The organism is Bradyrhizobium sp. Leo114, assembly GCF_055229415.2.
Genome location: NZ_JBUYEN020000007.1, coordinates 257,060 through 281,007, shown reverse-complemented (window position 1 = coordinate 281,007; position 23,948 = coordinate 257,060). Strand labels below are relative to the sequence as shown.

At 63.5% G+C, this 23,948-nt stretch carries 18 protein-coding genes; 4 read left to right on the top strand and 14 right to left on the bottom strand.

Annotated elements, in window-relative coordinates; genetic code table 11:
- Positions 1–319 precede the first annotated feature (319 nt).
- The 6 genes from ACZIRK_RS11385 to ACZIRK_RS11360 form a co-directional block, all read right to left on the bottom strand.
- On the bottom strand, positions 320–1,945 hold the full coding sequence (locus ACZIRK_RS11385; RefSeq protein WP_130228510.1) for an ABC transporter ATP-binding protein: 1,626 nt from the start codon (positions 1,943–1,945) through the stop codon (positions 320–322).
- 11 nt (positions 1,946–1,956) lie between these two features.
- Complete coding sequence (locus ACZIRK_RS11380; protein ID WP_130228509.1) at positions 1,957–3,135, bottom strand: ABC transporter permease; 1,179 nt, start codon at positions 3,133–3,135, stop codon at positions 1,957–1,959.
- The gene (locus ACZIRK_RS11375) at positions 3,135–4,244 is read right to left on the bottom strand and encodes a microcin C ABC transporter permease YejB (protein WP_130228508.1); all 1,110 of its coding nucleotides are present in this window, start codon (positions 4,242–4,244) and stop codon (positions 3,135–3,137) included. Before ACZIRK_RS11375 ends, ACZIRK_RS11380 begins: the two co-directional genes overlap by 1 nt.
- 3 nt (positions 4,245–4,247) lie before the next feature.
- Positions 4,248–6,113 (bottom strand): extracellular solute-binding protein, encoded by a 1,866-nt coding sequence (locus ACZIRK_RS11370; RefSeq protein WP_165435428.1) that lies wholly within the window; start codon positions 6,111–6,113, stop codon positions 4,248–4,250.
- Between the two features lie 14 nt (positions 6,114–6,127).
- Positions 6,128–8,023 carry an extracellular solute-binding protein gene (locus ACZIRK_RS11365; protein WP_130228506.1) on the bottom strand — a complete coding sequence of 632 codons (1,896 nt, stop codon included), beginning with the start codon at positions 8,021–8,023 and terminating at the stop codon, positions 6,128–6,130.
- 204 nt (positions 8,024–8,227) lie between these two features.
- On the bottom strand, positions 8,228–8,773 hold the full coding sequence (locus ACZIRK_RS11360; RefSeq protein ID WP_130228505.1) for a c-type cytochrome: 546 nt from the start codon (positions 8,771–8,773) through the stop codon (positions 8,228–8,230).
- Positions 8,774–8,975: 202 nt separating this feature from the next.
- Here ACZIRK_RS11360 and ACZIRK_RS11355 point away from each other — a divergent pair, with 202 nt between their 5' ends.
- On the top strand, positions 8,976–9,716 hold the full coding sequence (locus ACZIRK_RS11355) for a 3-deoxy-manno-octulosonate cytidylyltransferase (RefSeq protein ID WP_130228504.1): 741 nt from the start codon (positions 8,976–8,978) through the stop codon (positions 9,714–9,716).
- A 21-nt stretch (positions 9,717–9,737) separates the two neighbouring features.
- Positions 9,738–10,598 (top strand): prephenate dehydratase, encoded by an 861-nt coding sequence (locus ACZIRK_RS11350; protein ID WP_130228503.1) that lies wholly within the window; start codon positions 9,738–9,740, stop codon positions 10,596–10,598.
- Positions 10,599–10,721: 123 nt separating this feature from the next.
- On the opposite strand, the gene ACZIRK_RS11345 is transcribed toward ACZIRK_RS11350, so the two are convergent.
- On the bottom strand, positions 10,722–11,741 hold the full coding sequence (locus ACZIRK_RS11345) for an LLM class flavin-dependent oxidoreductase (RefSeq protein WP_130228502.1): 1,020 nt from the start codon (positions 11,739–11,741) through the stop codon (positions 10,722–10,724).
- A 383-nt stretch (positions 11,742–12,124) separates the two neighbouring features.
- Between ACZIRK_RS11345 and metF the strand changes: the two genes are divergently transcribed.
- Positions 12,125–13,021: a methylenetetrahydrofolate reductase [NAD(P)H] gene (metF, locus tag ACZIRK_RS11340; protein WP_130228501.1), complete on the top strand. Its 897-nt coding sequence runs from the start codon at positions 12,125–12,127 to the stop codon at positions 13,019–13,021.
- Between the two features lie 32 nt (positions 13,022–13,053).
- Positions 13,054–16,908, top strand: coding sequence for a methionine synthase (metH, locus tag ACZIRK_RS11335; protein ID WP_130228500.1), 3,855 nt, complete (start codon positions 13,054–13,056; stop codon positions 16,906–16,908).
- 292 nt (positions 16,909–17,200) lie between these two features.
- Here the strand turns inward: metH and ACZIRK_RS11330 are convergent, their stop codons facing one another.
- The 7 genes from ACZIRK_RS11330 to ACZIRK_RS11300 form a co-directional block, all read right to left on the bottom strand.
- Positions 17,201–17,989 carry a 3-hydroxybutyrate dehydrogenase gene (locus ACZIRK_RS11330; protein WP_130228898.1) on the bottom strand — a complete coding sequence of 263 codons (789 nt, stop codon included), beginning with the start codon at positions 17,987–17,989 and terminating at the stop codon, positions 17,201–17,203.
- Between the two features lie 7 nt (positions 17,990–17,996).
- The gene (locus ACZIRK_RS11325) at positions 17,997–19,169 is read right to left on the bottom strand and encodes a DUF3734 domain-containing protein (protein WP_028165083.1); all 1,173 of its coding nucleotides are present in this window, start codon (positions 19,167–19,169) and stop codon (positions 17,997–17,999) included.
- 95 nt (positions 19,170–19,264) lie between these two features.
- Positions 19,265–19,762, bottom strand: coding sequence for a CAP domain-containing protein (locus ACZIRK_RS11320; protein ID WP_130228899.1), 498 nt, complete (start codon positions 19,760–19,762; stop codon positions 19,265–19,267).
- Positions 19,763–19,960: 198 nt separating this feature from the next.
- Positions 19,961–21,010, bottom strand: coding sequence for a sulfate/molybdate ABC transporter ATP-binding protein (locus tag ACZIRK_RS11315; protein ID WP_130228900.1), 1,050 nt, complete (start codon positions 21,008–21,010; stop codon positions 19,961–19,963).
- A complete protein-coding gene (cysW, locus tag ACZIRK_RS11310; RefSeq protein WP_130228901.1) occupies positions 21,000–21,962 on the bottom strand; it encodes a sulfate ABC transporter permease subunit CysW in 963 nt (320 codons plus the stop codon). The genes ACZIRK_RS11315 and cysW overlap by 11 nt, the downstream gene beginning before the upstream one ends.
- 12 nt (positions 21,963–21,974) lie before the next feature.
- On the bottom strand, positions 21,975–22,781 hold the full coding sequence (gene cysT / locus ACZIRK_RS11305) for a sulfate ABC transporter permease subunit CysT (protein WP_165435475.1): 807 nt from the start codon (positions 22,779–22,781) through the stop codon (positions 21,975–21,977).
- Between the two features lie 67 nt (positions 22,782–22,848).
- Positions 22,849–23,850 carry a sulfate ABC transporter substrate-binding protein gene (locus tag ACZIRK_RS11300; RefSeq protein WP_130228903.1) on the bottom strand — a complete coding sequence of 334 codons (1,002 nt, stop codon included), beginning with the start codon at positions 23,848–23,850 and terminating at the stop codon, positions 22,849–22,851.
- Positions 23,851–23,948: the final 98 nt, after the last annotated feature.

Here is a 23,948-nt window from a genome sequence, read left to right as displayed (position 1 = left end):
CGCCCCACCCGGGGGGCCCGCCCGCGCGTGTCTCCCTCACCTGGGCTTTTCCCTCGTCGCGGGGGGGGCCCCCCCCGACCCCGGCGAGAGCTGCGACACGGCCCCCCGGGGGCACCCGGTTTATGCGAGTACGGCTGGCCATCCTTCACAGCCCGATTGGGGTGGGGGGGGCGGGCCCGGCGGGGTGGGGCGCTCCGCTCTCTCGAGGGACCTGCCCCCCTCACCCGATTTGCTTGCGCAAATCGACCTCTCCCCGCTGGGGAGAGGTGAACCGAGCCCGCGGCTCCCTCAACGCGACTCGAGACAGGCCAGCATGGAGTTACGTTGCCACGGCACCATTGCCTGCCGTCTCCAGGCGGAAGGCGGCGGCGAAGAGGGCGCGGGTGTAGTTGCTCTTCGGGTTCTTGAACAGTTCGGAGGCCGGGCCCTCCTCCTCGACCTTGCCGGATTTCATCACGATCAGATGGCTGGCGAGCGACGCCACCACGCGCAGATCGTGCGAGATGAACATGTAGGTGAGGTCGCGCTTGCGCTGCAATTCGCGCAAGAGGTCGACCATCTGCGCCTGGAACAGCATGTCGAGCGCGCTGGTCGGCTCGTCGAGCACCACGAAATTCGGCTCCAGCACCACCGCGCGCGCGATCGAGATGCGCTGGCGCTGGCCGCCGGAAAATTCATGCGGATAGCGGAAGCGCCAATCCGGCTTGAGGCCGACATCCGTCAGTGCCTTGATCACCCGCGCCTCGCGCTCCTCGGCCGACAACTGGCGCTGATGAACGGTCAACCCTTCGGCCACGATGTCGCCGACCGACATGCGCGGGCTCAGCGCGCCGAACGGATCCTGGAACACGATCTGCATGTCGCGGCGGAACGGCCGCATCTGCTTGAAGCGCAGGCCCTGGATGTTGCTACCCAAGAATACGATCGGCCCGTCGGAGGAGATCAATCGCAGCAGCGCGAGCCCGAGCGTGGTCTTGCCGGAGCCGGATTCGCCGACCACGCCGAGCGTCTCGCCCTTGCGCACGGCGATGCTGACGCCGTCGACCGCCTTGATATGACCGACAGTCGAGCGCAGCAATCCGCGCTTGATCGGGAACCAGACCTTCAGATTATCCGCCGACATCACCACCGGCTGGTCCGGGCGCGGCGGCGCCGGATCGGGCTTCGGCTCCGCGGCGAGGAGATCGCGGGTGTAAGGATGCTTCGGCGCGGTGAAGACCTGCTCGACCGGACCATGCTCGACGATCTTGCCGCCATTCATGACGCAGACGGTATCGGCGATCCGGCGGACGATGCCGAGATCATGGGTGATGAACAGCATGCTCATGCCGAGCCGGGTGCGGATTTCGGCCAGCAGCGCCAGGATCTGCGCCTGCACGGTGACGTCGAGCGCCGTCGTCGGCTCGTCCGCGATCAGAAGGTCGGGCTCGTTGGCGAGCGCCATCGCGATCATCACGCGCTGGCGCTGGCCGCCGGAGAGCTGATGCGGATAGCTCTGCAGCCGCGTCTCCGGCTCGGGAATGCCGACCTGCGTCAGGAGCTCGATGGTGCGCGCCCGCGCCGCCGCGCCGCGCACACCGCTGTGCAGCGACAGGATCTCGCCGATCTGCGACTCGATGGTGTGCAGCGGATTGAGCGAGGTCATCGGCTCCTGGAAGATGATCGAGATGTCGTTGCCGCGCATCTCGCGCATCTCGCGCTCCGAGGCGGTAAGAAGGTCGCGCCCCTTGAACCGGACGCTGCCGGAAGGATGGGACGCGGCCGGATAGGGTAACAGCCTCAGGACCGACAATGCGCTGACGGATTTGCCCGAGCCGGATTCGCCGACCAGCGCGACGCATTCGCCGCGCTTGATCGAGAACGAAACATGGTCGACCGCGATCGACGGGCCGAAGGCGACCGAGAGGTCGCGGACATCGAGCAGCGGCTGGTTGATGGCGTCCATGATGCGGCCCTCTACCTGAACGTCTTGCGCGGGTCGAAGGCGTCACGCGCGGCCTCGCCGATGAAGATCAGCAGCGAGAGCATGATCGCGACCGAGAAGAAGCCGGTGAAGCCGAGCCACGGCGCCTGCACATTGGCCTTGCCTTGCGCCAGCAATTCACCGAGCGAAGGCGAGCCCGGCGGCAAGCCAAATCCTAAGAAGTCCAGCGCGGTCAGCGTCATCACCGAGGACGAGACGATGAACGGCAGGAAGGTCATGGTCGCCACCATCGCGTTCGGCAACAGGTGGCGGAACATGATCACCGCATTGGAGACGCCGAGCGCGCGCGCCGCCTGGATGTACTCGAAATTGCGCCCGCGCAAAAATTCCGCGCGCACCAGGCCGACCAGCGACACCCAGGAGAACAACAGGAGAATGCCGAGCAGGATGAAGAAGCCCGGTGGCAGCACCGCCGAGATGATCAGCAGCAGATAGAGCGAGGGGATCGCGGTCCAGACCTCGATCAGGCGCTGGAACGTCAGATCGATCCAGCCGCCGAAATAGCCCTGCACGCCGCCGGCGGCGACGCCGATGATCGAGGACAGGATGGTCAGCGTCAGGCCGAACAGCACCGAAATCCGGAAACCATAGATCAGGCGTGCCACCACGTCGCGGCCCTGGTCGTCGGTGCCAAGCCAGTTGTATTCAAGGTCGCGGCAGCCGCTGAGCTGCTTCCTCTCGACCACCTCCTTGCACTGCGCTTCGGTCAGGAGCCAGGTCGGCTTCGACGGCGCCGGCGTCGGCAGATCGAGATTGTGGGTGTCGTAGGAATAGCGGATTGGCGGCCAGATGATGGTGCCGCCCTTGGCCGCGATCTGCTTCTGCAAATAGGGATCGCGGTAATCCGCCGTGGTCTCGAAATCGCCGCCGAACGTCGTCTCCGCATAATTGAAGAGCACCGGCCAATAGAGCCGACCGTCATAGCGGACCATCAGCGGGCGATCATTGGCGATGAAATTGGCGAACAGCGAGATCACGAACAGCGCGAGGAAGATCCAGAACGACCAGTAGCCTCGGCGGTTGGCCTTGAAGTTCTGCCAGCGGCGCTTGTTAAGCGGCGACGGCTCGAAGGGATGGCGGCTCGGCGGCACGGCTTCGCCGAGCGGCGACTGCGTCGTGGTCTCGACCGGCTGGGGCGCAAGCATCGTCATCAGACTTCCCTCGCCTCGAAATCGATCCTTGGATCGATCCACATGTAAGCGAGATCGGAGATCAGGTTCACGACCAGACCGACCAGCGAAAAGATGAACAGCGTGCCGAACACGACAGGATAGTCGCGGTTCAGCACGCTCTCGAAGCCGAGCAGGCCGAGCCCGTCGAGCGAGAAGATGGTCTCGATCAAAAGCGAGCCGGAGAAGAAGGCGTGGATGAACGCGCTCGGAAAACCCGCGATCACGATCAGCATCGCATTACGGAAGATGTGGCCGTACAGCACCTGCCGCTCACTGCAGCCCTTGGCGCGCGCGGTCATGACATATTGCTTGCGGATCTCATCCAGGAACGAGTTCTTGGTCAGCAGCGTCATGGTGGCAAACGCCCCCAGCGCCATCGAGATCAAGGGCAGCGTGATGTGCCAGAAATAGTCGATGATTTTCCAGTACCAGGGGAACTGCGACCAGCCGTCCGAGGTCAGCCCGCGCAGCGGGAACAGGTTGAAGAACGAGCCGCCGGCGAACAGGATGATCAGCAGGATCGCGAACAGGAAGCCGGGAATCGCAAAACCGATGATGACCACCGCCGAGGTCCAGGTGTCGAACCGCGAGCCGTCATGCACGGCCTTACGGATCCCGAGCGGGATCGAGATCAGGTAGGTCAGCAGCGTCATCCAGATGCCGAGCGACATCGACACCGGCAGCTTCTCCTTGATCAGCTGGATCACGCTGACGTCGCGGAAATAGCTCTTGCCGAAATCGAAGCGGGCGAAGTTCCACACCATCAGCAGGAAGCGCTCGGGCGCCGGCTTGTCGAAGCCGAACTGCTTTTCGAGATTCTTGATGAAGGCCGGATCGAGGCCCTGCGCACCGCGGTACTTCGAACTCACCGCATCCGCCGAGGCGCCGCCCGGCGCACGCGCGGCAAAATCACCGCCGGAAGACCCCGAGACTCGCGAGGAGCCGCCGGTATCGGCGCCGGAGAGCTGGGCCAGCACACGCTCGACCGGTCCGCCCGGCGCGAACTGCACGACCACGAAAGACACGAAGAGGATGCCGAGCAGCGTCGGCACCATCAGGAGAATGCGGCGGGCGATATAGGCGCTCATGTCTTACTTCGGCTGTTCGGCGTTACCGGCCTTGGCCGGGTCGGCCCACCAGTTATCCGGCGCTCCCACGCCTTGTGCATAGCGCGCCGGCTTCGGCGGATGGGCGAACAGATCCCAATAGGCCACCTTGTGCGTGTTGGCGTACCACTGCGGCACCCAATAGCGCCCGGCACGGAACACGCGGTCGAAGGCGCGGCAGGCGGTGGTCAGTTCCGCCCTGGTCTCGGCGGCGATGATCTTCTCGACCAGCGCATCGATCACAGGGCTGGAAATGCCTGCGAGGTTATAGGAGCCTTTGGTGCTGGCAGCCTGCGACGAAAAGAACGCCCGCATGACATCGCCCGGGGTCGCCGACATCGAGAAGCGCTGGATGGTCATGTCGAAATCGAAATCCTCCAGCCGCGCGCGATACTGCACGGCATCGATCAGCCGGAAGGTGGCGTCGATGCCGAGCACGCCAAGGTTCTTGATGTAGGGCCCGTGATGTGGCTGGATCGAGGCTTCGTCATTGAGGAATTCGATGGTGAAGGGCTCACCGTTCGGCAGCAACCGCTTGCCGTCCTTGACGACACAGCCGGCGTCGCTCAGCAGTTGCGCCGCCTTGCGCAATAGCGCCCTGTCCTGCCCCGAACCATCAGACACCGGCGGCACGAAGGGCATGCCAAACACCTCGTCCGGCACCTGCCCGCGGAACGGCTCCAGCAACGCCAGCTCTTCCGGCGACGGCGGGCCGGACACCATCATGTCCGAATTCTGGAATGGCGAATGGGTGCGCGCATAGGCGCCGTACATGATGGTCTTGTTGGTCCACTCGAAATCGAAGGCATAGATCAGCGCCTCGCGGACGCGCGGATCTTTGAACTTGTCGCGGCGCATGTTGATGAACCAGCCCTGCGCGCCCGACGGCGTCTCGTCCGGCAACAGCTCGCGCTTGACGCGGCCGTCCTTGATCGCAGGAAAATCATAGCGCGTTGCCCAGATGCGCGCGGTGAGCTCCTCGCGGTAGAGATAGTTCTTGCCCGTGAAGCCTTCGAAGGCGACGTCGCGGTCGCGATAGAACTCGTAGCGGACGGTATCGAAATTGAAGCTGCCGCGGCAGACCGGAAGATCGGCAGCCCACCAGTCCTTGACGCGGTCATATTCGATGAAGCGGTTGACCTCGAAGCGGCCAACCTTGTACGGCCCCGAGCCGAGGGGCGTATCGAGCGTCGATTCCTCGAACGGCCGGTTGGCATAGTAGGCCTTCGAGAAGATCGGCAGGCTCGCAACATAGAGCGGCACATCGCGCGCGCGCTTCGGCGCGAAGCTGACGACGACGGTGGCATCGTCGGGCGCCTCGGCCTTGATGAAGTCGCGGAGCTGAACCAGGATCATCGGGTGACCCTTCTCCTTCAGCGTGTTCAGCGAGAAGGCGACGTCCTGCGCCGTCAGCTTCGAGCCGTCGTGAAACCGCGCCTCGGGCCGCATCGTGAAAGTATAGGTGAGCTTGTCGGGCGAAATCCGCACCGACTTCGCCGCGAACCCATACATCGCATCGGGCTCGTCGTTGGCGCGCCCCATCAACGTCGCGAACGTCATGTCCATGCCCTGCGCGCCCTCCCCCTTGAGGATGTAGGCGTTGAGCGAATTGAACGTGAAATAGGACTGATTGTAGGCGCGGACCGACGGGATCAGCGAGAACGTGCCGCCCTTGGGGGCATTCACGTTGACATAGTCGAAATGGTGGAAGTCGGCGGGATATTTCAAGTCGCCGAACGCCGACATGCCGTGCATGTCGACGCCGTTATCGGCGGCTGCCGGACGAAGCCGCGTCGCGCATAGCGCACCGATACCGAAGCCGAGCGCGTGCCGACGGGTGAATAGCGCCATGCGCGAAAAATCCCTCAAGACCGTTTGCCGATCCGGTTCGCCCTCTCCGCGTCGTACCACCACAACGAGGGCAGGCCGGAGCGCGCGTATTTCGGCAGTTCCGCATGGCCGAAGCGATCCCAGAGCGCATAGCGCGCGTAGGGATAGCCGAACTGCGGCACCACGTAGAAATTCCAGAGCAGCACCCGGTCCAGCGCCTTGGTCGCGGCGACGAGGCTAGCCCGGTCCTTGGCGAAGATGACCTTCTCGATCAACGCATCCACTGCCGGGTTCTTGATGCCGATGGTATTCTTGGATCCCTGCTGATCCGCGGCCTGCGACCCCCAGAATTCGCGCTGCTCATTGCCGGGCGAGAGCGACTGGCCCCAGAGGTCGGTGATGATGTCGAAATCGAAACTGCGGATGCGGTTCTCGTACTGCACGTCGTCGACGACGCGGATCGAGGTCGTGACGCCGATGCGTTCCAGCGACGGCTTGAAGAACAGCGCGATCCGCTCCGAGGAAGGATCCTGCACCAGGATCTCCACGCTCACCGGCTTGCCCGACGGATCGACCAGCTTGCGCTCGCGCACCTCGAAGCCGGCTTCCTTCAACAGCCTGGTCGCCTCGCGCAAATTGGCGCGCACCGCTTCGGGATTGCCACCGACAGGGTTCGTGTACGGCGTCGTGAAGACTTCCGGCGGCACCTTGTCACGCACGGTCTCGAGGAGTTCGAGCTCCTGCCCCTGCGGCAAGCCGGACGAAGCCAATTCCGTACCCTCGAAATAGCTGTTGATGCGCTTGTACTGACCATAGAAGAGCTGCTTGTTCATCTCCTCGAAATCGAACGCAAAGTTGAATGCGCGCCGGAGGCGGGCGTCCTTGAATTGATCGCGGCGCAGGTTGAGCACGAAGCCCTGCATGCGACCGGAATCGTTGATCGGAAATTCCTGCTTGACGACGCGCTTCTCGGTTACGGCCGGGAAGTCGTACGCGGTCGCCCACTGCTTCGCCGAGTTCTCGGTGATCCAGTCCGCCTGGTCGGCCTTGAAAGCTTCGAGCGCGACGACGTTGTCGCGGAAGAATTCGAAACGCAGCTCGTCGAAATTGTTCTGGCCGACCTGGACCGGCAACTTGGCGCCCCAATAGTCCTTCACGCGCTCGAGCCGGACGGAACGGCCGGCGACGAAATCGGCGATCCGGTAAGCGCCCGAACCGAGCGGCTTCTCCAACGTGGTCGCGGAAATATCGCGCTTGCGGCCCTGGCTGTCCGTGCCTTCCCAGTAATGCTTCGGCAGCACCAGCAGTTCGCCGACAATGTGCGGCAGTTCGCGATTGCCGGGAGTGTCGAAGGTGAATTTGATGTCGCGCTCGCCGCTCTTTTCGGCCTTTACCACGTGCCGGTAGTAGGACGAATAGAACGGGCTTTGCTTCTTCAACGTCTCGAGCGAGAAGATGACGTCTTCCGGCGTCACCGGCTTGCCGTCGTGCCAGCGTGCCTCCTTGCGCAGCCGGTAGATCACCCAGCTGTAGTCGTCGGGATGGGCCGCGCTTTCGGCGAGCAGGCCGTATTCGGTCGCGATCTCGTCCTGCGAGCGCGACATCAGCGTCTCATAGATCATGATCGCGGCCGGTGCGATCGAACCTTTCACGCCCATCACCGCGACGTTGAAGTTGTCGAATGTGCCGAGCGAGATAATCCGCGCGACGCCGCCTTTCGGTGCATCCGGATTGACGTAGTCGAAACGCTGGAAGCCGGCCGGATATTTGATATCGCCGAACAGCGACAGCGCGTGGCGCCACGCTGGCTCGCTGCCTCCCGGGTCCGCCTGCGCGCTCGACATCACCGGGATGCCGGCTGCCACGCCCATGATGGGGGTCAGCGCGGCCACCGCGCCGGTCTGCAGAAGGTGTCGTCGGGTAATGGCCAAAGGGAGCTTCCTGTCGTGAACCGGGGTTACGCACTAAGTGCGTAATATAGGGCAAGGTTTCGGCGGATTATGTTGCTTTTTCCTCATCTTGGAAGCCTGGGGGCCATCACGTCTGCGGCGAAACGTCCCGCTGACAAAGATGCGACCCATACGGAAACGGCCAGGCAATGCCTGGCCGTTCCGATTGAATCCATGAGGGAAATGCTATTTCTGCGCGGTCGGCAGCGGCTGGGGGTGATCCGACAGCGAGTTCAGGTAGGCGATCACGTCTGCGCGCTCGCTGTCCTTCGGAATACCGGCGAAACCCATCGCGGTGCCCGGGATGAAACCCTTCGGGTTGGTGAGGAACTTGTTGAGGTCGTCGAAGGTCCAGGTGCCCCCCTTGGCCTTCATCGCGGCCGAGAAGTTGAACCCGCGTCCCTCGCCCCTCGGCTCGCCGACGATGCCAAAGAGATTCGGACCGACCCGGTTCGGACCGCCCTTCTCGAAGGTATGGCAGGCCGCGCACTTCTTGGCGGCCGCGGCGCCCTTTTCCACAGAAGCGGTCTGCAGCAGTTTCTCGATCGGCTCGGACGGTGCGGCGGCTTCCGCCGGTCCGCCCTTGCTCTCCTCTTTCACGGCGATCTCGAAACCGGGCTTCTCCAGCGGCTTGGGCGTGAACACCGCCTGCGCGGCAAAGCTCGTCACCAGGATAATGAGGCAGGTGCCGAGAATCGCACCCAGAATCTTGTTGAGTTCGAAGGAGTCCATTTCGGATCAGGCTCCAGGCCGAAAATGTCGACTTCAGGCGGGCCGAACGGCCGCGGGGGTGAGCCTCGGAATCAGCCCTCGTCGCGCCTCCCCCGAGCAGAGTGGAGATATCGGTTTGCCTGCGCTCTGGCAACCCGTATAAACGCGCCGACTTTCGTCCCGTCCCCACCCTGTTTCCTGCCTCCGGCAGGGTTTCGATACGATGGCTGACTCGCGGATTTTGGTGCTGATTCCCGCCCGCATGGCGGCCACGAGGCTGCCGGGCAAGCCGCTCCTCGACATTGCCGGCCAGCCGATGATTGTCCACGTATTGCGCCGGGCGATCGAGGCTAACATCGGCCGGGTCGCAGTTGCGACCGATACGCCGGAGATCGCCGCGGCCGTCAAATTGGCCGGCGGCGAGGTGGTGATGACCCGGGCCGATCACCCCTCCGGCTCCGACCGCATTTTTGAGGCCGCGACCACGCTCGATCCGCAAGGCCAAGCCGCCATCGTGGTCAATCTGCAGGGCGATTTCCCGACCATCACGCCCGACACGATCCGCGCCGTGCTGCCGCCGCTCGACGACGGCGCAGTCGATATCGCCACCCTCGCCTCCGAGATCCACACCGAAGAGGAAAGCCTCAATCCGAACGTGGTGAAGGCGGTCGGCTCGCCGATCACGGCAGGGCGGCTCCGCGCGCTCTATTTCACTCGCGCCACCGCGCCATTCGGCGACGGGCCGCGCTACCACCATATCGGTCTCTACGCCTATCGCCGCGCCGCGCTGGGGCGCTTCGTGCGGCTGCCGCCCTCGCCCCTGGAACAGCAGGAGAAACTCGAGCAGCTCCGCGCGCTGGAGGCCGGGATGCGGATCGACGTCACCATTGTCGACACCGTGCCGCGCGGCGTCGACACCCCGGCCGACCTCGAAACCGCCCGGCGCATACTGGCGAAAACCTGAACCGCTGCTAAAACCCCCGCCATGACCAAGAAGCTGAAAATCGCCTTTCAGGGCGAGTCCGGAGCCAATTCCCACATCGCGATCGTCGAGGCCTATCCCGACGCCGAGCCGATGCCGTGCGCGACCTTCGAGGACGCGCTGTCGGCGATTTCCTCCGGCGAGGCCGATCTCGGCATGATTCCGATCGAGAACTCGGTTGCCGGCCGCGTCGCCGACATCCACCATCTGTTGCCGGCCTCGGGCCTGTTCATCGTCGGCGAATGGTTCCTGCCGGTCCGGCATCAGTTGATGGCGGTGAAGGGGGCGAAGCTCGGCGACATCAGGAGCGTGGAGAGCCATGTGCACGCGCTTGGCCAGTGCCGGCGCATCATCCGCAAGCTCGGCGTCAGGCCGATCGTCGCCGGCGATACCGCAGGCAGCGCGCGCGACATCTCCGAACGCGGCGACAAGAGCGTCGCCGCCATCGCCTCGCGCCTTGCCGCCGACATTTACGGCCTTGATATCCTCGCCGAGGACATTGAGGACGAAGCCCACAACACCACCCGCTTCGTGGTGCTGGCACGCGAAGCCAAATGGGCCGAGCAGGATTCAGGCCCCCTAGTCACCACATTTGTTTTCCGGGTGCGCAATTTACCCGCCGCGCTCTACAAGGCGCTCGGCGGCTTTGCCACCAACGGCGTCAACATGACCAAGCTCGAAAGCTACATGGTCGACGGCAATTTCTTCGCGACGCAATTTTATGCCGACGTCGACGGCCATCCCTACGACCGCGGACTGGCTTTTGCGCTGGAAGAGCTGAAATTCTTCTCCCGCGAATTCCGCATCGTGGGCGTCTATCCCGCCCACCCCTTCCGCGCGACCTTCAGCGAAAAAGCGGACTAAGGGGCCTGTCATTCCGGGGCGATGCGCCAGCATCGAGCCCGGAATCCATTTCTCCGCTTGTGTGAGCCTCCCGATGGATTCCGGGTTCACGCTTCGCGTGCCCCGGAATGACGGCGTGTAAGGTCAGGCGGCCTCCTTCTTCCCACGCCCGAACGCGTCCGCCAGCAGGCTGTATGACTTCTTCCGCGCCTCGTGATCGAACACCGCGGTGATGATCATCAGCTCATCCGCCTCGGTGGCCGCGATCAGCGGCTGCAATTTTGCCATCACCGTCGCCGGGCTGCCGACGAAGAAACGCGCGCGGTTCCGCGGGATGGAAGCGCGCTCGGCGTCCGTATAGGGATAGGCCAGCGCCTCCTCGACGCTCGGCAGCGGCAGATACTGGCCGCGGTCCCGGCGCAGGCGGTTGAGGTCCATCGACAGCGCCAGCTTTTCCGCCTCTTCATCGGTCTCGGCCGCCACCGCCGCCACTGCGAGGATCGCATATGGCGTCTGGCGCCAGGGCGACGGCTTGAAATGCGCGCGGTAGTTTGTCATCGCATCGACCGCGTCATGGGTCGCGAAATGATGCGCGAAGCCGAAGCCCATGCCGACCTGCGCGGCGAGTTCGGACGAATAGCCGCTGGAGCCGAGCAGCCAGATCGGCGGCAGCGGCGAATCGTCGGGCATCGCCACCACATTGTTGAAGGGATGGCCGGGCGGGAAATCCCGCGTCTCCCACAGCGTCAATTCATGCAGCCGCTCCAGGAAATCGTCGCCCTCGCGGCGGTCGAGCCGGCTCCGCAGCGCATAGGCGGTGGCGCCGTCGGTGCCGGGCGCCCGCCCGAGGCCCAGATCGATGCGACCGGGGAACAGCGCCTCCAGCATCTTGAAGCGCTCGGCGACCACCAGCGGCGCGTGGTTGGGCAACATCACGCCGCCGGAACCGACGCGGATGTTCCTGGTGACGGCAGCGATCTGCCCAATCATCAGATCCGGCGCGGGGCTCGCGACGGAGGCAAGGTTGTGGTGCTCGGCGAGCCAGTACCTGATATAGCCGAGCCCATCGACGTGGCGCGCCAGATCGATGCTGTTGCGCAGCGCCGCGGCGGGCTTTGTGGCTGTGGTGACGACCGAGAGGTCCAGGACCGAAAGCGGGATCATCGCACCAAGCTAGGGCGACACATTGAAACCACAAAGCCCCTCCGCGTGCAGATCAGCTCCGCGACACTTTGAACCTGACGCCGATCGAGAGTGGGACAAAATATCGTTAACCCGCAATAATTCACCTTTGCCCACACCGGAGGAGGGAACTGACTTTCCCATGAACTACAGAATATGGCTATAATTTCCGGATTTTCGCGATAAGCCGCGAAACTCATAGTTTTGCCCATTACGAATTTAGGTTGCCATCGAGAGCTAGCAGATTCATCAAAAGTGGGCAAAATCCCATTATCGATGGGCTGTTTGGGCGACCCGCTTTGCCCTATCTTACCTGCTCGACCGCCCAGCCTGTCGCCGATTGTTCCGTGGAGCTTGTGAGAGCCATGACCGAGGTTGCTGCCCCGCCGTTCAGGACTCCCGCCATTTCCTTCGAGTTCTTCCCGCCGAAGACCGAGGAGATGGAGCGTAACCTGTGGGACACGATCAACCGGCTGGCGCCGCTGTCGCCCACCTTCGTCTCGGTGACCTATGGCGCCGGCGGATCGACTCGCGAGCGCACCCATTCGACCATCGCGCGCATCCTGAACGAAACTAGCCTGTTGCCGGCCGCGCATCTGACCTGCGTAAGCGCCTCCCGCGGCGAGATCGACGAGATTGTCGACCGCTATCACGAGGTCGGCGTCCGCCACATCGTGGCGCTGCGCGGCGACCCGCCGGGCGGCATCGGCACGCCCTATTACACGCATCCGGACGGCTACCAGAGCTCGCCGGAGCTGGTCGCCGGCATCAAGAAGCGTCATCCCGATATCGAGGTGTCGGTCTCGGCCTACCCAGAAAAACATCCGGAGAGCGCGAACTTCGATGCCGATATCGACACGCTGAAGGCCAAGGTCGATGCCGGCGCCACGCGCGCCATCACCCAGGTGTTCTTCGACAACGATCTCTACTTCCGCTACCTCGACCGGGTGCGGGCCCGCGGCATCGAGATCCCGATCGTGCCGGGCATCATGCCGATGCACAATTTCAAGCAGGCCCGCAATTTCGTCACCCGCGCCGGCACCACGGTGCCGGACTGGTTCGCCGCGAAATTCGACGGCCTCGATGATGATGCCGAGACCCGCAAACTGGTGGCGGCTACGGTTGCCGCCGGCCAGGTGCAGAAGCTCGCAAAACACGGCGTCGACACCTTCCATTTCTACACCATGAACCGCGCCGATCTCGTGTTCGCGATCAGCCATCTGCTCGGCATCCGTCCGAACGGCGCCAAGAAAGCCGCTTGAAAAAAGCTGCTTGAAGAAAGCTGCCTGATCAAATGACCGTACCCGTCTCTCCCAAGCGTACCGCCCTCATCGCCGCCGCGCGCGAGCGCATCCTCGTGCTTGACGGCGCCATGGGCACCATGATCCAGGGCCTGCAATTCGACGAGGCCGCCTTCCGTGGCGAGCGCTTCAAGGATTTCCACCGCGACATCAGGGGCAACAACGACGTCCTGATCCTGACGCAAGCGCAGGCGATCGAGGACATCCACGCCGCCTATCTGCGCGCCGGCGCCGACATCGTCGCGACCAACACCTTCTCCTCGACCTCGATCGCGCAAGCCGACTACGACATGTCGGATCTCGCCTATGAGCTCAACCGCGAGGGCGCAAGGCTCGCGCGCGCCGCCGCCGAGAAGGTCAGTGCCGAGGACGGCAGGCCGCGCTTCGTCGCAGGCGCCCTGGGGCCCACCAACCGCACCGCCTCGATCTCGCCGGACGTCTCCAATCCCGGCTACCGTGCGGTGACGTTCGACGACCTGCGCAAGGCCTATGGCGAGCAGATCAACGGCCTGCTGGACGGCGGCGCCGATCTTCTCCTGGTCGAAACCATCTTCGACACGCTCAATGCCAAGGCCGCGCTGTATGCGATCTCCGAGATTACGGAAGAGCGCGGCATCGACGTGCCCGTGATGATCTCGGGCACCATCACCGACAAGTCCGGCCGCCTGCTTTCGGGGCAATTGCCGGAGGCGTTCTGGAATTCGGTGCGGCATGCCAAGCCGATCACGATCGGCTTCAACTGCGCGCTCGGCGCGGAGGACCTGCGCAGCCACATCGCAGACATCGGCCGCGTCGCCGATACGCTCGTCTGCGCCTATCCGAACGCCGGCCTGCCCAACGAATTCGGGCAGTACGACGAGACGCCGGACTATATGGCGCGGCTGATCGGCGAGTTCGCAGCAGCAGGCCTCGTCAACATCGTCGGCGGCTGCTGCGGCACCACGCCGGACCATATCGCCGCGATTGCCGCGGCGGTTGCGCCGCACAAGCCGCGCATTGTTCCTGAGATCGCGCCGCGTCTCCGGCTGTCAGGCCTCGAGCCGTTCGCGCTGACCGACGCCATTCCTTTCGTGAACATCGGCGAACGCACCAACGTGACGGGATCGGCGCGCTTCCGCAAGCTGATCACCGCGGGCGACTACACGGCCGCGCTGCAGGTGGCGCGTGACCAGGTCGAGAATGGCGCGCAGATCATCGACGTCAACATGGACGAGGGCCTGCTCGATTCCGAGAAGGCGATGGTGACGTTCCTCAACCTCGTCGCCGCCGAGCCCGACATCGCCCGCGTGCCTGTTATGGTCGATTCCTCGAAATTCGCCGTGATCGAGGCTGGCCTGAAATGCATCCAGGGCAAGCCGGTGGTGAACTCGATCTCGATGAAGGAGGGCGAGGAGAAGTTCATCCACGAGGCCACGATCGCCAAGCGTCATGGCGCAGCCGTCGTGGTGATGGCGTTCGACGAGACGGGACAAGCCGACACGTTCGCCCGCAAAACCGAGATCTGCAAGCGCGCTTACAATATCCTGGTGAACCGGCTCGATTTCCCGGCCGAGGACATCATCTTCGATCCCAACATCTTTGCGATCGCGACCGGGATCGAGGAGCACAACAATTACGGCGTCGATTTCATCGAGGCCACGCGCTGGATCCGCCAGAACCTGCCCGGCGCGCATATTTCCGGCGGCGTCTCCAATCTCTCGTTCTCGTTCCGCGGCAACGAGCCGGTGCGCGAGGCGATGCATTCGGTGTTCCTGTATCACGCCATCAAGGCCGGCATGGACATGGGCATCGTCAATGCCGGGCAGATGATCGTCTATGACGACATCGATCCCGAACTGCGGCAGGTGTGCGAGGACGTCATCCTCAACCGCGATCCCGGCGCTTCCGAGCGACTGCTGGCGCTCGCCGAAAAATTCCGCGGCAAGGAGAGGCAGAGCAAGGAAGCCGATCTCGCCTGGCGCGAATGGCCGGTCGAGAAGCGGCTCAGCCACGCACTGGTGCACGGCATCACCGAATTCATCGAGCAGGATACCGAGGAGGCCCGACAGGCATCTTCCCGTCCGCTCGACGTCATCGAGGGTCCCTTGATGGCCGGCATGAACGTGGTCGGCGATCTCTTCGGCGACGGCAAGATGTTCCTGCCGCAGGTGGTGAAGTCCGCGCGCGTGATGAAGCAGGCGGTCGCTTATCTGATGCCATTCATGGAGGAGGAGAAGGCCCGCAACCTCGCTAATGGCGTGGCCGGCGACGGCCGCAATGCCGCTGGCAAGATCGTGCTCGCCACCGTGAAGGGCGACGTCCACGACATCGGCAAGAACATCGTCGGCATCGTGCTGCAATGTAACAATTTCGAGGTCATCGACCTCGGCGTGATGGTGCCGGCGGCAAAGATCATCGAGACGGCAAAGGCCGAAGGCGCTGACATCATCGGCCTCTCCGGCCTGATCACGCCCTCGCTCGACGAGATGAGCTTTCTCGCCGGCGAGCTGGAGCGCGAGGGCCTGAACCTGCCGCTCCTGATCGGCGGCGCCACCACCAGCCGCGTCCATACCGCCGTGAAGATCGATCCGAACTATCCGGGCGGACCAGTCGTCCACGTCAATGACGCCAGCCGCGCGGTCGGCGTCGCCTCCTCGCTGCTCTCGCCCGAGAAGCGCGAGGCCTATGCCGCCGATATCCGCGCCGAATACGCAAAGATCTCCGCGGCACATTTCCGAGCGCAGCAGGACAAGAAACGGCTGAAGCTTGCGGATGCCCGCGCCAATGGCGTCAAGATCGATTTCGCCAAGACGCCGCCGAAGCAGCCGGCCTTCTTCGGCATCAAGAGCTTCGATGCCTACGATCTGGCGGAACTGGCAAGATACATCGACTGGACGCCGTTCTTCCAGACCTGGGAATTGACCGGGCGCTTCCCGGCCATCCTCGACGATCCGAAGGTCGGCGAGGTCGCGCGCTCGCTCTATGATGATGCGCAGAAGATGCTTGAGCGCATCATCGCGGAGAAATGGTTCACGGCGCGCGCCACCATCGGCTTCTGGCCCGCCAATGCCGAAGGCGACGACATCGCCGTCTATGCCGACGAGACGCGCAAGAAGAAGATCGCGACCTTCCACACGCTTCGCCAGCAGCTCGAGAAGCGCGAAGGCCGCTTCAACGCCGCGCTGTCGGACTTCATCGCGCCAATATCGTCGGGCGTACCTGACTATATCGGCGGCTTCGTCGTCACCGCGGGTATCGGCGAGGACGCGGTCGCCGACCGCTTCAAGAACGCCAATGACGATTATTCCTCGATCCTGTGCAAGGCGCTGGCCGATCGCCTCGCCGAAGCTTTCGCCGAGCGCATGCACCAGCGCGTGCGCAAGGAGTTCTGGGGCTACGCGCCCGACGAGGCGTTCTCGTCGGACGAGTTGATCCTGGAGAAATATCAGGGCATCCGCCCGGCGCCCGGCTATCCCGCGCAGCCCGACCACACCGAGAAGGCGACGCTGTTCGCGCTGCTTGACGCCGAGAACACGGCCGGCGTGAAGCTGACGGAGAGCTTTGCGATGTGGCCGGGCTCCTCGGTCTCCGGCCTCTATTTCAGCCATCCCGAAAGCTTCTATTTCGGCGTCGGCAAGATCGAGCGCGACCAAGTCGAGGACTATGCCGCGCGCAAGGACATGGCGGTCGGTGAGATCGAACGCTGGCTCGCGCCCGTGCTGAACTACATCCCCTCGCAGAACGCGAAGCAGCCAACGCCCGCGCCCGCACCGGTCGCCACGCCCGCCAACGACGTCACCTCACACCCACCCGGTTGCACCTGCGCCGTCCATCTCGCCTGGCGCAAGAAAGCCGTCGGCGCGGGTTAGCGCGTTTTCGAGCGAAGTGGACATCGGTTCGCGCGAAGAAAACGCGTCAAAACTAGAATCTAGAGCTCCGATTCTGATTCCATCAGAACCGAAAATGCTCTAGACGGCCAGCTGCTCGCAATGACGCGGGGATGGGTTCTGATTCAAATTTCAAACAGCTCTCCGCTGTCATCGTCCGGCTTGACCTGACGATCCAGTATTCCAGAGGCGGTTGTGCTTGAGCCGAGAGGCCGCCGGATACTGTATGCCCCGTCATCGCGGGGCATACAGGTACGCGCCGAACCAAAGCGCCCTACTCCGCGGTCCAGCCGCCATCGATGGAGTAGTTGGAGCCGGTGATCTGCGCGGCGTCGTCGCTGCAGAGGAACAATGCGAGCGCGCCGACCTGGTCGGCGGTGACGAATTCCTTGGTCGGCTGGGCCTCGAGCAGCACGTCCTTGATGACCTGCTCCTTGGTCATATTGCGCGCCTTCATGGTCTCCGGAATCTGGTGCTCGACCAGCGGCGTCCAGACATAGCCGGGGCTGATGCAGTTGCAGGTGATCTTGAAGGTCGCAAGCTCGAGTGCCACCGTCTTGGTGAGGCCCGCGATGCCGTGCTTGGCCGAGACATAGGCCGACTTGAAGGGCGAGGCGACCAGCGAATGCGCGGAGGCGGTGTTGATGATGCGGCCCCAGCCGCGCTTCTTCATCCCCGGCACCGCGGCGCGGATGCCATGAAACGCCGACGACAGGTTGATCGCGATAATCGCATCCCACTTCTCGATCGGAAATTCCTCGATCGGAGAGACGAACTGGATGCCGGCATTGTTGACGAGGATGTCGACCGAGCCGAAGGTCTTTTCGCCGAGCGCGATCATTTCGGCGATCTCGGCGGGCTTCGTCATGTCGGCCGGCGAATAGGCGGCCTTGACCTTGAAATCGGTCTCGATGCCGGAGCGCTCGCGCTCGATATCGGCCGGCACGCCCATGCCGTTGATGACGACATTGGCCCCCGCGCTGGCGAATTTACGCGCAATCGCCAATCCGATGCCGCTGGTCGAGCCGGTCACGACAGCGGTCTTGCCTGTCAACGTAGCCATATCTGCTTCACTCCTTCTTTGCGGGGAACGGATCGACGTCCCCCGTGAGATCGTAGGTCACCATGGTCTCCCCGGACTGCGGCCGTTCTAGCCATTCTTTGTGACGCATCGACAAATGAACGTCGCGGACGCCCGCCTCCCAATGCTCGACCATGGCGACATGGGAGAAGTCGTAATCCTTCGACGAGGTCTCGTAGTTCTTGCTGCGGTAGATCAGGTGCACCACCGTGACGGTGTTCTCCTTGGAGGCCTGCCGCAGCAATTCAACGGAGGGATCGTTCTTCAGATAATCCGGCAGCTTGCCGATGAGATCACGCACCGCCATGCGCGCATTGTGGATCTGCCTGTTCTTGTCGGTGTTCATCCGCGTGCGGCTGGAAAAGCGGATGTCCTTTTCACGCTCGGCCGCCTCCAATAGCGAATTCGGCAACGGTCCGCGGGCGCTGAACAGATCGACCTGGAAGATCAGGAGATCGCGGCGGGTCTCCTCATCAAGCACGAAGTCGAGCGGGGTGTTGGAGGCGATACCGCCATCCCAATAATGCTCGCCTTCGATCAGGACCGCCGGAAAGCCCGGCGGCAGCGCGCCGGAGGCCATGATGTGCTCTGGGCCGATCTTCTTGCCGAGCTTCTTGAACTCGTAATTGTCGAAATACCTGAAATTGCCGGAGGTCACGCCGACGGCGCCGACCGAAAGGCGGGTCTTGAGGTCGTTGATGCGGTCGAAATCGACAAGCCGCTCCAGCGTCTTCTTCAGGGGCGCAGTGTCGTAATAGCTTTGCGACTGCGAGCTGCCCATGGGCCAGAACGGCGCTGGCGGAATCCGCGGCGCAAAGAAGCCCGGCACGCCGAATGTCGCGATGATGGCGGCGCTGGTCTCGTTGAACAAAGTGCGGGCGCGGTCGCCGGGCGCTATCGGATTCCAGGATACCGGACGCGACACCATCTCCCAGAATTCCTTTAAGCGCGGCACCTGCTTGTCCGGCTCGTTGCCGGCGATGATCGCGGCATTGACGGCGCCGATCGAGATTCCGGCAACCCAGTCAGGCTCGAAGCCGGCGCGACAGAGCGCCTGAAATGCTCCGGCCTGATATGAGCCAAGGGCGCCGCCGCCCTGCAGGACCAATACGCGCTGCGCCTGCGCGGGCGTCGTGGCGGGCGGAGGATCTGAAGTATCCATCGTGACCGTCAATCAGTGGTGTATAATGGCGCCCACCGTGGCCGCAGTTCGCGACCGCGTCAATCGGCCTGATCTGGCGTGACGATCACGCAGAGTTAGGTTGACGCGAGAATGAGCGTCCAGAACACCTTGTACTTGGTGTTCGGCGCATAGCTCGCGGCAATGCCCAATTTTGTGACACCGCCCTTGAGCATATTGGCCTTGTGTGGCGGCGAATCGCGCCAGCCGGAAAACGCTTCCGCCAGCGTATGATAGCCGGCGGACACGTTTTCGACCGCGACCGTCGCCGGATAGCCGGAGCCTTCCAGCCGTTTGCCGAGCGGGGCCTTCACGTCATGGTCCATCTTGTTGCGCGCCGCCATGGCCTGCGACTGCTGCTCGGCGAGCTTGACGAGCGCAGGGTCCACCACCACGGCGCCGAGGCCGTTGTTCTGGCGATATTGCGAGATCATGGTCGCGGCGGCCTGGGTGTCCAGGACGGCGCCGGGTGCAGCCATGTTGACATACATGGCCGGCTGTTCCGGAAGTGGAGTGTCTGCCGCGCAGCCGCCCAGCACCAGAAGCCCAAAGAGGGCGACGGTCGTCCGTTTCACTGAAAGGATTCCCCCAAGGTTGGTCCGCCGTTGTTGCATACCAACCGTGGCTGAATGGTGAACGGGGGGCGTTTTTTTGCCGCGGCGATGGCGGTCCGCGAGATCCTGTAGCCCGGATGGAGCGAAGCGTAATCCGGGGCCTTTTCGCGCGTGGATGCGAATCCCGGGTTGCGCTCCGCTTCACCCGGGCTACGGCAGCTATTCGTGAGCCGCGAAAATACGGTAGCGTCGGGGTTCCAGCGAGATGATTTCGCCGGCCTGCAGTTCCCGATCGCGCGGCGCATCGATCTCGATCACGGTCTTGCCTTCACTGTCGGCAAGTGCGACCTCGGCACGCTGGATCGGGCCGAAGGAGCGGACGTGGCGCACCGCCCCTTCCAGCGATCCGCCTCCCGCCGGGCCGATCTGCATGTCATGGCGGCGCACGAACAATTTGGAGGCGCCGGGCGCCGCACCATTGGCGGCGATGTTGAGCGGCCTGCCGCCGAGCCGGACCGCGCCGTCGCTGACATCGACCGGCAGCACGATGGATTCGCCGATGAAGCCGTGGACGAAGGCCGTCGCCGGATTGTCATAAACCTCGCCAGGGGTGCCGATCTGCTCGATGCGGCCTTTGTCCATGACGACCACGCGGTTGGCGACCTCGAGCGCCTCTTCCTGGTCATGGGTGACGAAGATCGAGGTGACGTGGATCTCCTGATGCAGCGAGCGCAGCCATTGCCTGAGCTCCTTGCGCACCTTGGCATCGAGCGCGCCGAAGGGCTCGTCGAGCAACAGGATGCGCGGCTCGATCGCGAGCGCACGGGCGAGCGCGATGCGCTGGCGCTGGCCACCGGATAGCTGGCTTGGATAGCGATCCGACAGCCAGTCGAGCTGCACCAGATCGAGCAGCTCCTTGACGCGGGCGCGGATCGCCTTCTCGTCCTTGCGGATCGCGCGCGGCTGCACGCGGAGGCCAAAGGCGACGTTCTCGAACACCGTCATGTGACGGAACAGCGCATAGTGCTGGAACACGAAGCCGACATGGCGCTCGCTGGCGCCGCGGCCCAGCGCATCCTCGCCGTCGATCGTGACTTCGCCCGCCTCGGGCCAGTCGAGGCCGGCAATGATCCGCAGCAGCGTGGTCTTGCCGGAGCCCGATGGCCCGAGCAGCGCCAACAGCTCGCCGTCGCCGACCTTCAGGCTGACAGTGTCGAGCGCTGCGAAATCGCCGAACTTCTTTACGATATTCTTGACTTCAATCGTCACTGACAATCTGCCCTTCGTCCAGACGCCGTTCGAGGATCGTCTTCACGACCAGCGTGATCAACGCCAGCATCGCAAGCAGCGACGCGATCGCGAACGACGCCACGAACTGATATTCATTATAAAGGATTTCGACCAGCAGCGGCATGGTGTTGGTCTCGCCCCGGATATGGCCCGAGACCACCGACACCGCGCCGAACTCGCCCATCGCGCGCGCGTTACACAGCAGGACGCCGTAGAGCAGGCCCCATTTGATGTTGGGCAAGGTGACGCGGAAGAAGGTCTGCAATCCTGACGCGCCCAGCGAGATCGCGGCTTCCTCCTCCTGCGTGCCCTGCTCCTGCATCAATGGAATCAGCGCGCGCGCGACGAAGGGGAAGGTCACGAAGATGGTGGCGAGCGCAATGCCGGGTACCGCGAACAGGATGTGGATGTTGTGCGCCTGCAGCCAGGTCCCGAAGAAACCCTGTGCACCGAACAAGAGCACGAAGACCAGGCCCGAGATCACGGGACTGACCGAGAACGGCAGGTCGATCAGCGTGATCAGAAAAGTCTTGCCGGCGAAATCGAATTTCGAGATCGCCCAGGCCGCGATCACGCCGAAGATCAGGTTGAGGCTGACGGAGATCGCCGCGATCAGAAGCGTCAACTGGATCGCCGAGAGCGCCTCCGGCTCGCTGAGCGCCGCGAAATAGGCCGAGATGCCGCGCGAAAACGCCGACGCGAACACCACGACCAGCGGCAGCACCACGAATACGGTGAGGAAGAGCAGCGCCAGCCCGACGATCAGGAAGCGGATCGGCCGGGGCTCGGTGCGCAGATCCCGCTTCGAGGCCGCCGTGTGCGGGCGCGCCTTCTCCCGCTGCGACGGCGGCGAGGCGACATTGAGGTCGGCCTTCGGGGCATAGGCCCGCAACTGCGTGGTGGAGGAAGCCAGGTTCGATTGCAGCGACATCGATCCGGCCCTCTAGTGAGTGGGAATGCGGGTCTGCGCCCAGCGCTGCAGGCGATTGACCGCGAAGATGATGATGAATGAAGCCAGCAGCATGACCACCGCGATTGCGGTGGCATCCGCATAACGGAATTCGGAGAGCCGGATCACGATCAACAATGGCGCGATCTCGGAAACATTCGGCAGATTGCCGGCGATGAAGATGACCGAGCCATATTCGCCGACGGCGCGGGCAAAGGCGAGCGCAAAGCCGGTCAAGAGCGCCGGGATCAGGCTCGGCAGGATCACGCGAAACACCGTGTGCCAGCGGTTGGCGCCGAGGCTTGCCGCGGCCTCCTCGATCTCCGGATCGAGATCGATCAGCACCGGCTGCACCGTCCGCACCACGAAGGGAATGCCGATGAAGACCATGGCAACGAAAATGCCGATCGGCGTGAACGCGACCTTGATGCCCAGTTCGGCAAGCGGCGCCCCCAACCAGCCCTTCTGTGCAAACAGCTGGGTCAGCGCGACGCCGGCAACCGCGGTCGGCAGCGCGAAGGGGATATCGACGATCGCATCGAACAGCCGCCGTCCCGGAAAGCGGTAGCGCACCAGCGCCCAGACGATGACCGTGCCCATCACCAGATTGACGCAAGCCGCGGCAAACGAAAGCCCAAACGAGATCTTCAGCGCGCTCAGGGTGCGGCGGCTGGTGACGATGCCCCAGAACTGATCGAAGCTCAGCTCAAACGTCTTGAGAAAGAGACCGGCGAGCGGAATCAGGACGATAACGGAGAGCCATGTCAGGGTCAGTCCCATGGTGAGACCGAACCCCGGCAAAGTGCTGCGCCGTGCAACCGCTGTGCTCACCTATCCCCCTGCTTCTGCCCCCACGGGCCCGGCCAGATCAATTCTTGTAGATCTGGTCGAAGATGCCGCCCTCGGCGAAGTGCTCCTTCTGCGCCTTGGTCCAACCACCGAAAACGTCGTCGATGGTGAAAAGTTCAACCTTGGCGAAGGATTTCTCGTATTCCTTGGCAATCTCCGGATCGCGCGGACGGTAAGAATTACGCGCGGCGATTTCCTGGCCTTCCCTGGTATACCAATACTTCAGATAGGCCTCGGCAACCGCCTTGGTGCCCTTCTTGTCCGCGATCGCATCGACGACCGCGAGTGGCGGCTCGGCGAGGATCGACAGCGGCGGCGAGACGATCTCGAACTTGTCCTTGCCGAACTCGCGCTGCGCCAGAAACGCCTCGTTTTCCCAGGCAAGCAGCACGTCGCCGACGCCGCGCTCGACGAAGGTGACGGTCGAACCACGCGCGCCGGTGTCGAGCACCGGGACGTTCTGATAGAGGTCGCCGACGAACTTCTTGGCCTTGTCGGCCGAGCCGAACTTCTTCTGTGCATAGCCCCAGGCGGCGAGATAATTCCAGCGAGCGCCGCCCGAGGTCTTCGGGTTCGGCGTGATGACGGCAACGCCTGGCTTGATCAGATCGTCCCAATCCTTGATGCCTTTGGGATTGCCCTTGCGCACCAGGAACACGATGGTCGAGGTGTAGGGTGCGGCATTCTGCGGCAGACGCTTCTGCCAGTCCGGCGCGATCAGGCCTTTGGCCGCGACCGCGTCGACGTCGTAGGCGAGCGCGAGCGTGACCACGTCGGCCTGCAGGCCGTCGATCACGGCGCGCGCCTGCGAGCCGGAGCCGCCATGCGACTGCTTGATCTCGACGCTCTTGCCGGTCTCCTTCTGATAGGCCGCGACAAACGCCTTGTTGAAATCAGCATAGAGCTCACGCGTCGGATCGTAGGACACGTTGAGCAGCGAGTAATCGGCGGCGAAAGCCGAACCCGCCCACAGCAAACCCGCGACGAGCGGCAGGATACGACGGACCATCTCTATCTCCATTCAAATCGGATGAAGCAACACCGGAGCACGTGGAACATAACTCACGGCGAAGAGCGCTTTAGTCAACGGAACCGCATTTCATTGTTCGCGGCGTGGCA

Excerpts from the sequence above, each read along its gene's own strand:
- ACZIRK_RS11350 (WP_130228503.1), top strand. The coding sequence starts at position 9,738 with ATGACCAAGAAGCTGAAAATCGCCTTTCAGGGCGAGTCCGGAGCCAAT.
- ACZIRK_RS11360 (WP_130228505.1), bottom strand. The coding sequence starts at position 8,773 with ATGGACTCCTTCGAACTCAACAAGATTCTGGGTGCGATTCTCGGCACC.
- ACZIRK_RS11375 (WP_130228508.1), bottom strand. The coding sequence starts at position 4,244 with ATGAGCGCCTATATCGCCCGCCGCATTCTCCTGATGGTGCCGACGCTG.
- ACZIRK_RS11330 (WP_130228898.1), bottom strand. The coding sequence starts at position 17,989 with ATGGCTACGTTGACAGGCAAGACCGCTGTCGTGACCGGCTCGACCAGC.
- ACZIRK_RS11345 (WP_130228502.1), bottom strand. The coding sequence starts at position 11,741 with ATGATCCCGCTTTCGGTCCTGGACCTCTCGGTCGTCACCACAGCCACA.
- ACZIRK_RS11355 (WP_130228504.1), top strand. The coding sequence starts at position 8,976 with ATGGCTGACTCGCGGATTTTGGTGCTGATTCCCGCCCGCATGGCGGCC.
- ACZIRK_RS11370 (WP_165435428.1), bottom strand. The coding sequence starts at position 6,113 with ATGGCGCTATTCACCCGTCGGCACGCGCTCGGCTTCGGTATCGGTGCG.
- metH (WP_130228500.1), top strand. The coding sequence starts at position 13,054 with ATGACCGTACCCGTCTCTCCCAAGCGTACCGCCCTCATCGCCGCCGCG.
- cysW (WP_130228901.1), bottom strand. The coding sequence starts at position 21,962 with ATGTCGCTGCAATCGAACCTGGCTTCCTCCACCACGCAGTTGCGGGCC.
- ACZIRK_RS11385 (WP_130228510.1), bottom strand. The coding sequence starts at position 1,945 with ATGGACGCCATCAACCAGCCGCTGCTCGATGTCCGCGACCTCTCGGTC.
- ACZIRK_RS11300 (WP_130228903.1), bottom strand. The coding sequence starts at position 23,850 with ATGGAGATAGAGATGGTCCGTCGTATCCTGCCGCTCGTCGCGGGTTTG.
- metF (WP_130228501.1), top strand. The coding sequence starts at position 12,125 with ATGACCGAGGTTGCTGCCCCGCCGTTCAGGACTCCCGCCATTTCCTTC.
- ACZIRK_RS11325 (WP_028165083.1), bottom strand. The coding sequence starts at position 19,169 with ATGGATACTTCAGATCCTCCGCCCGCCACGACGCCCGCGCAGGCGCAG.
- ACZIRK_RS11380 (WP_130228509.1), bottom strand. The coding sequence starts at position 3,135 with ATGACGATGCTTGCGCCCCAGCCGGTCGAGACCACGACGCAGTCGCCG.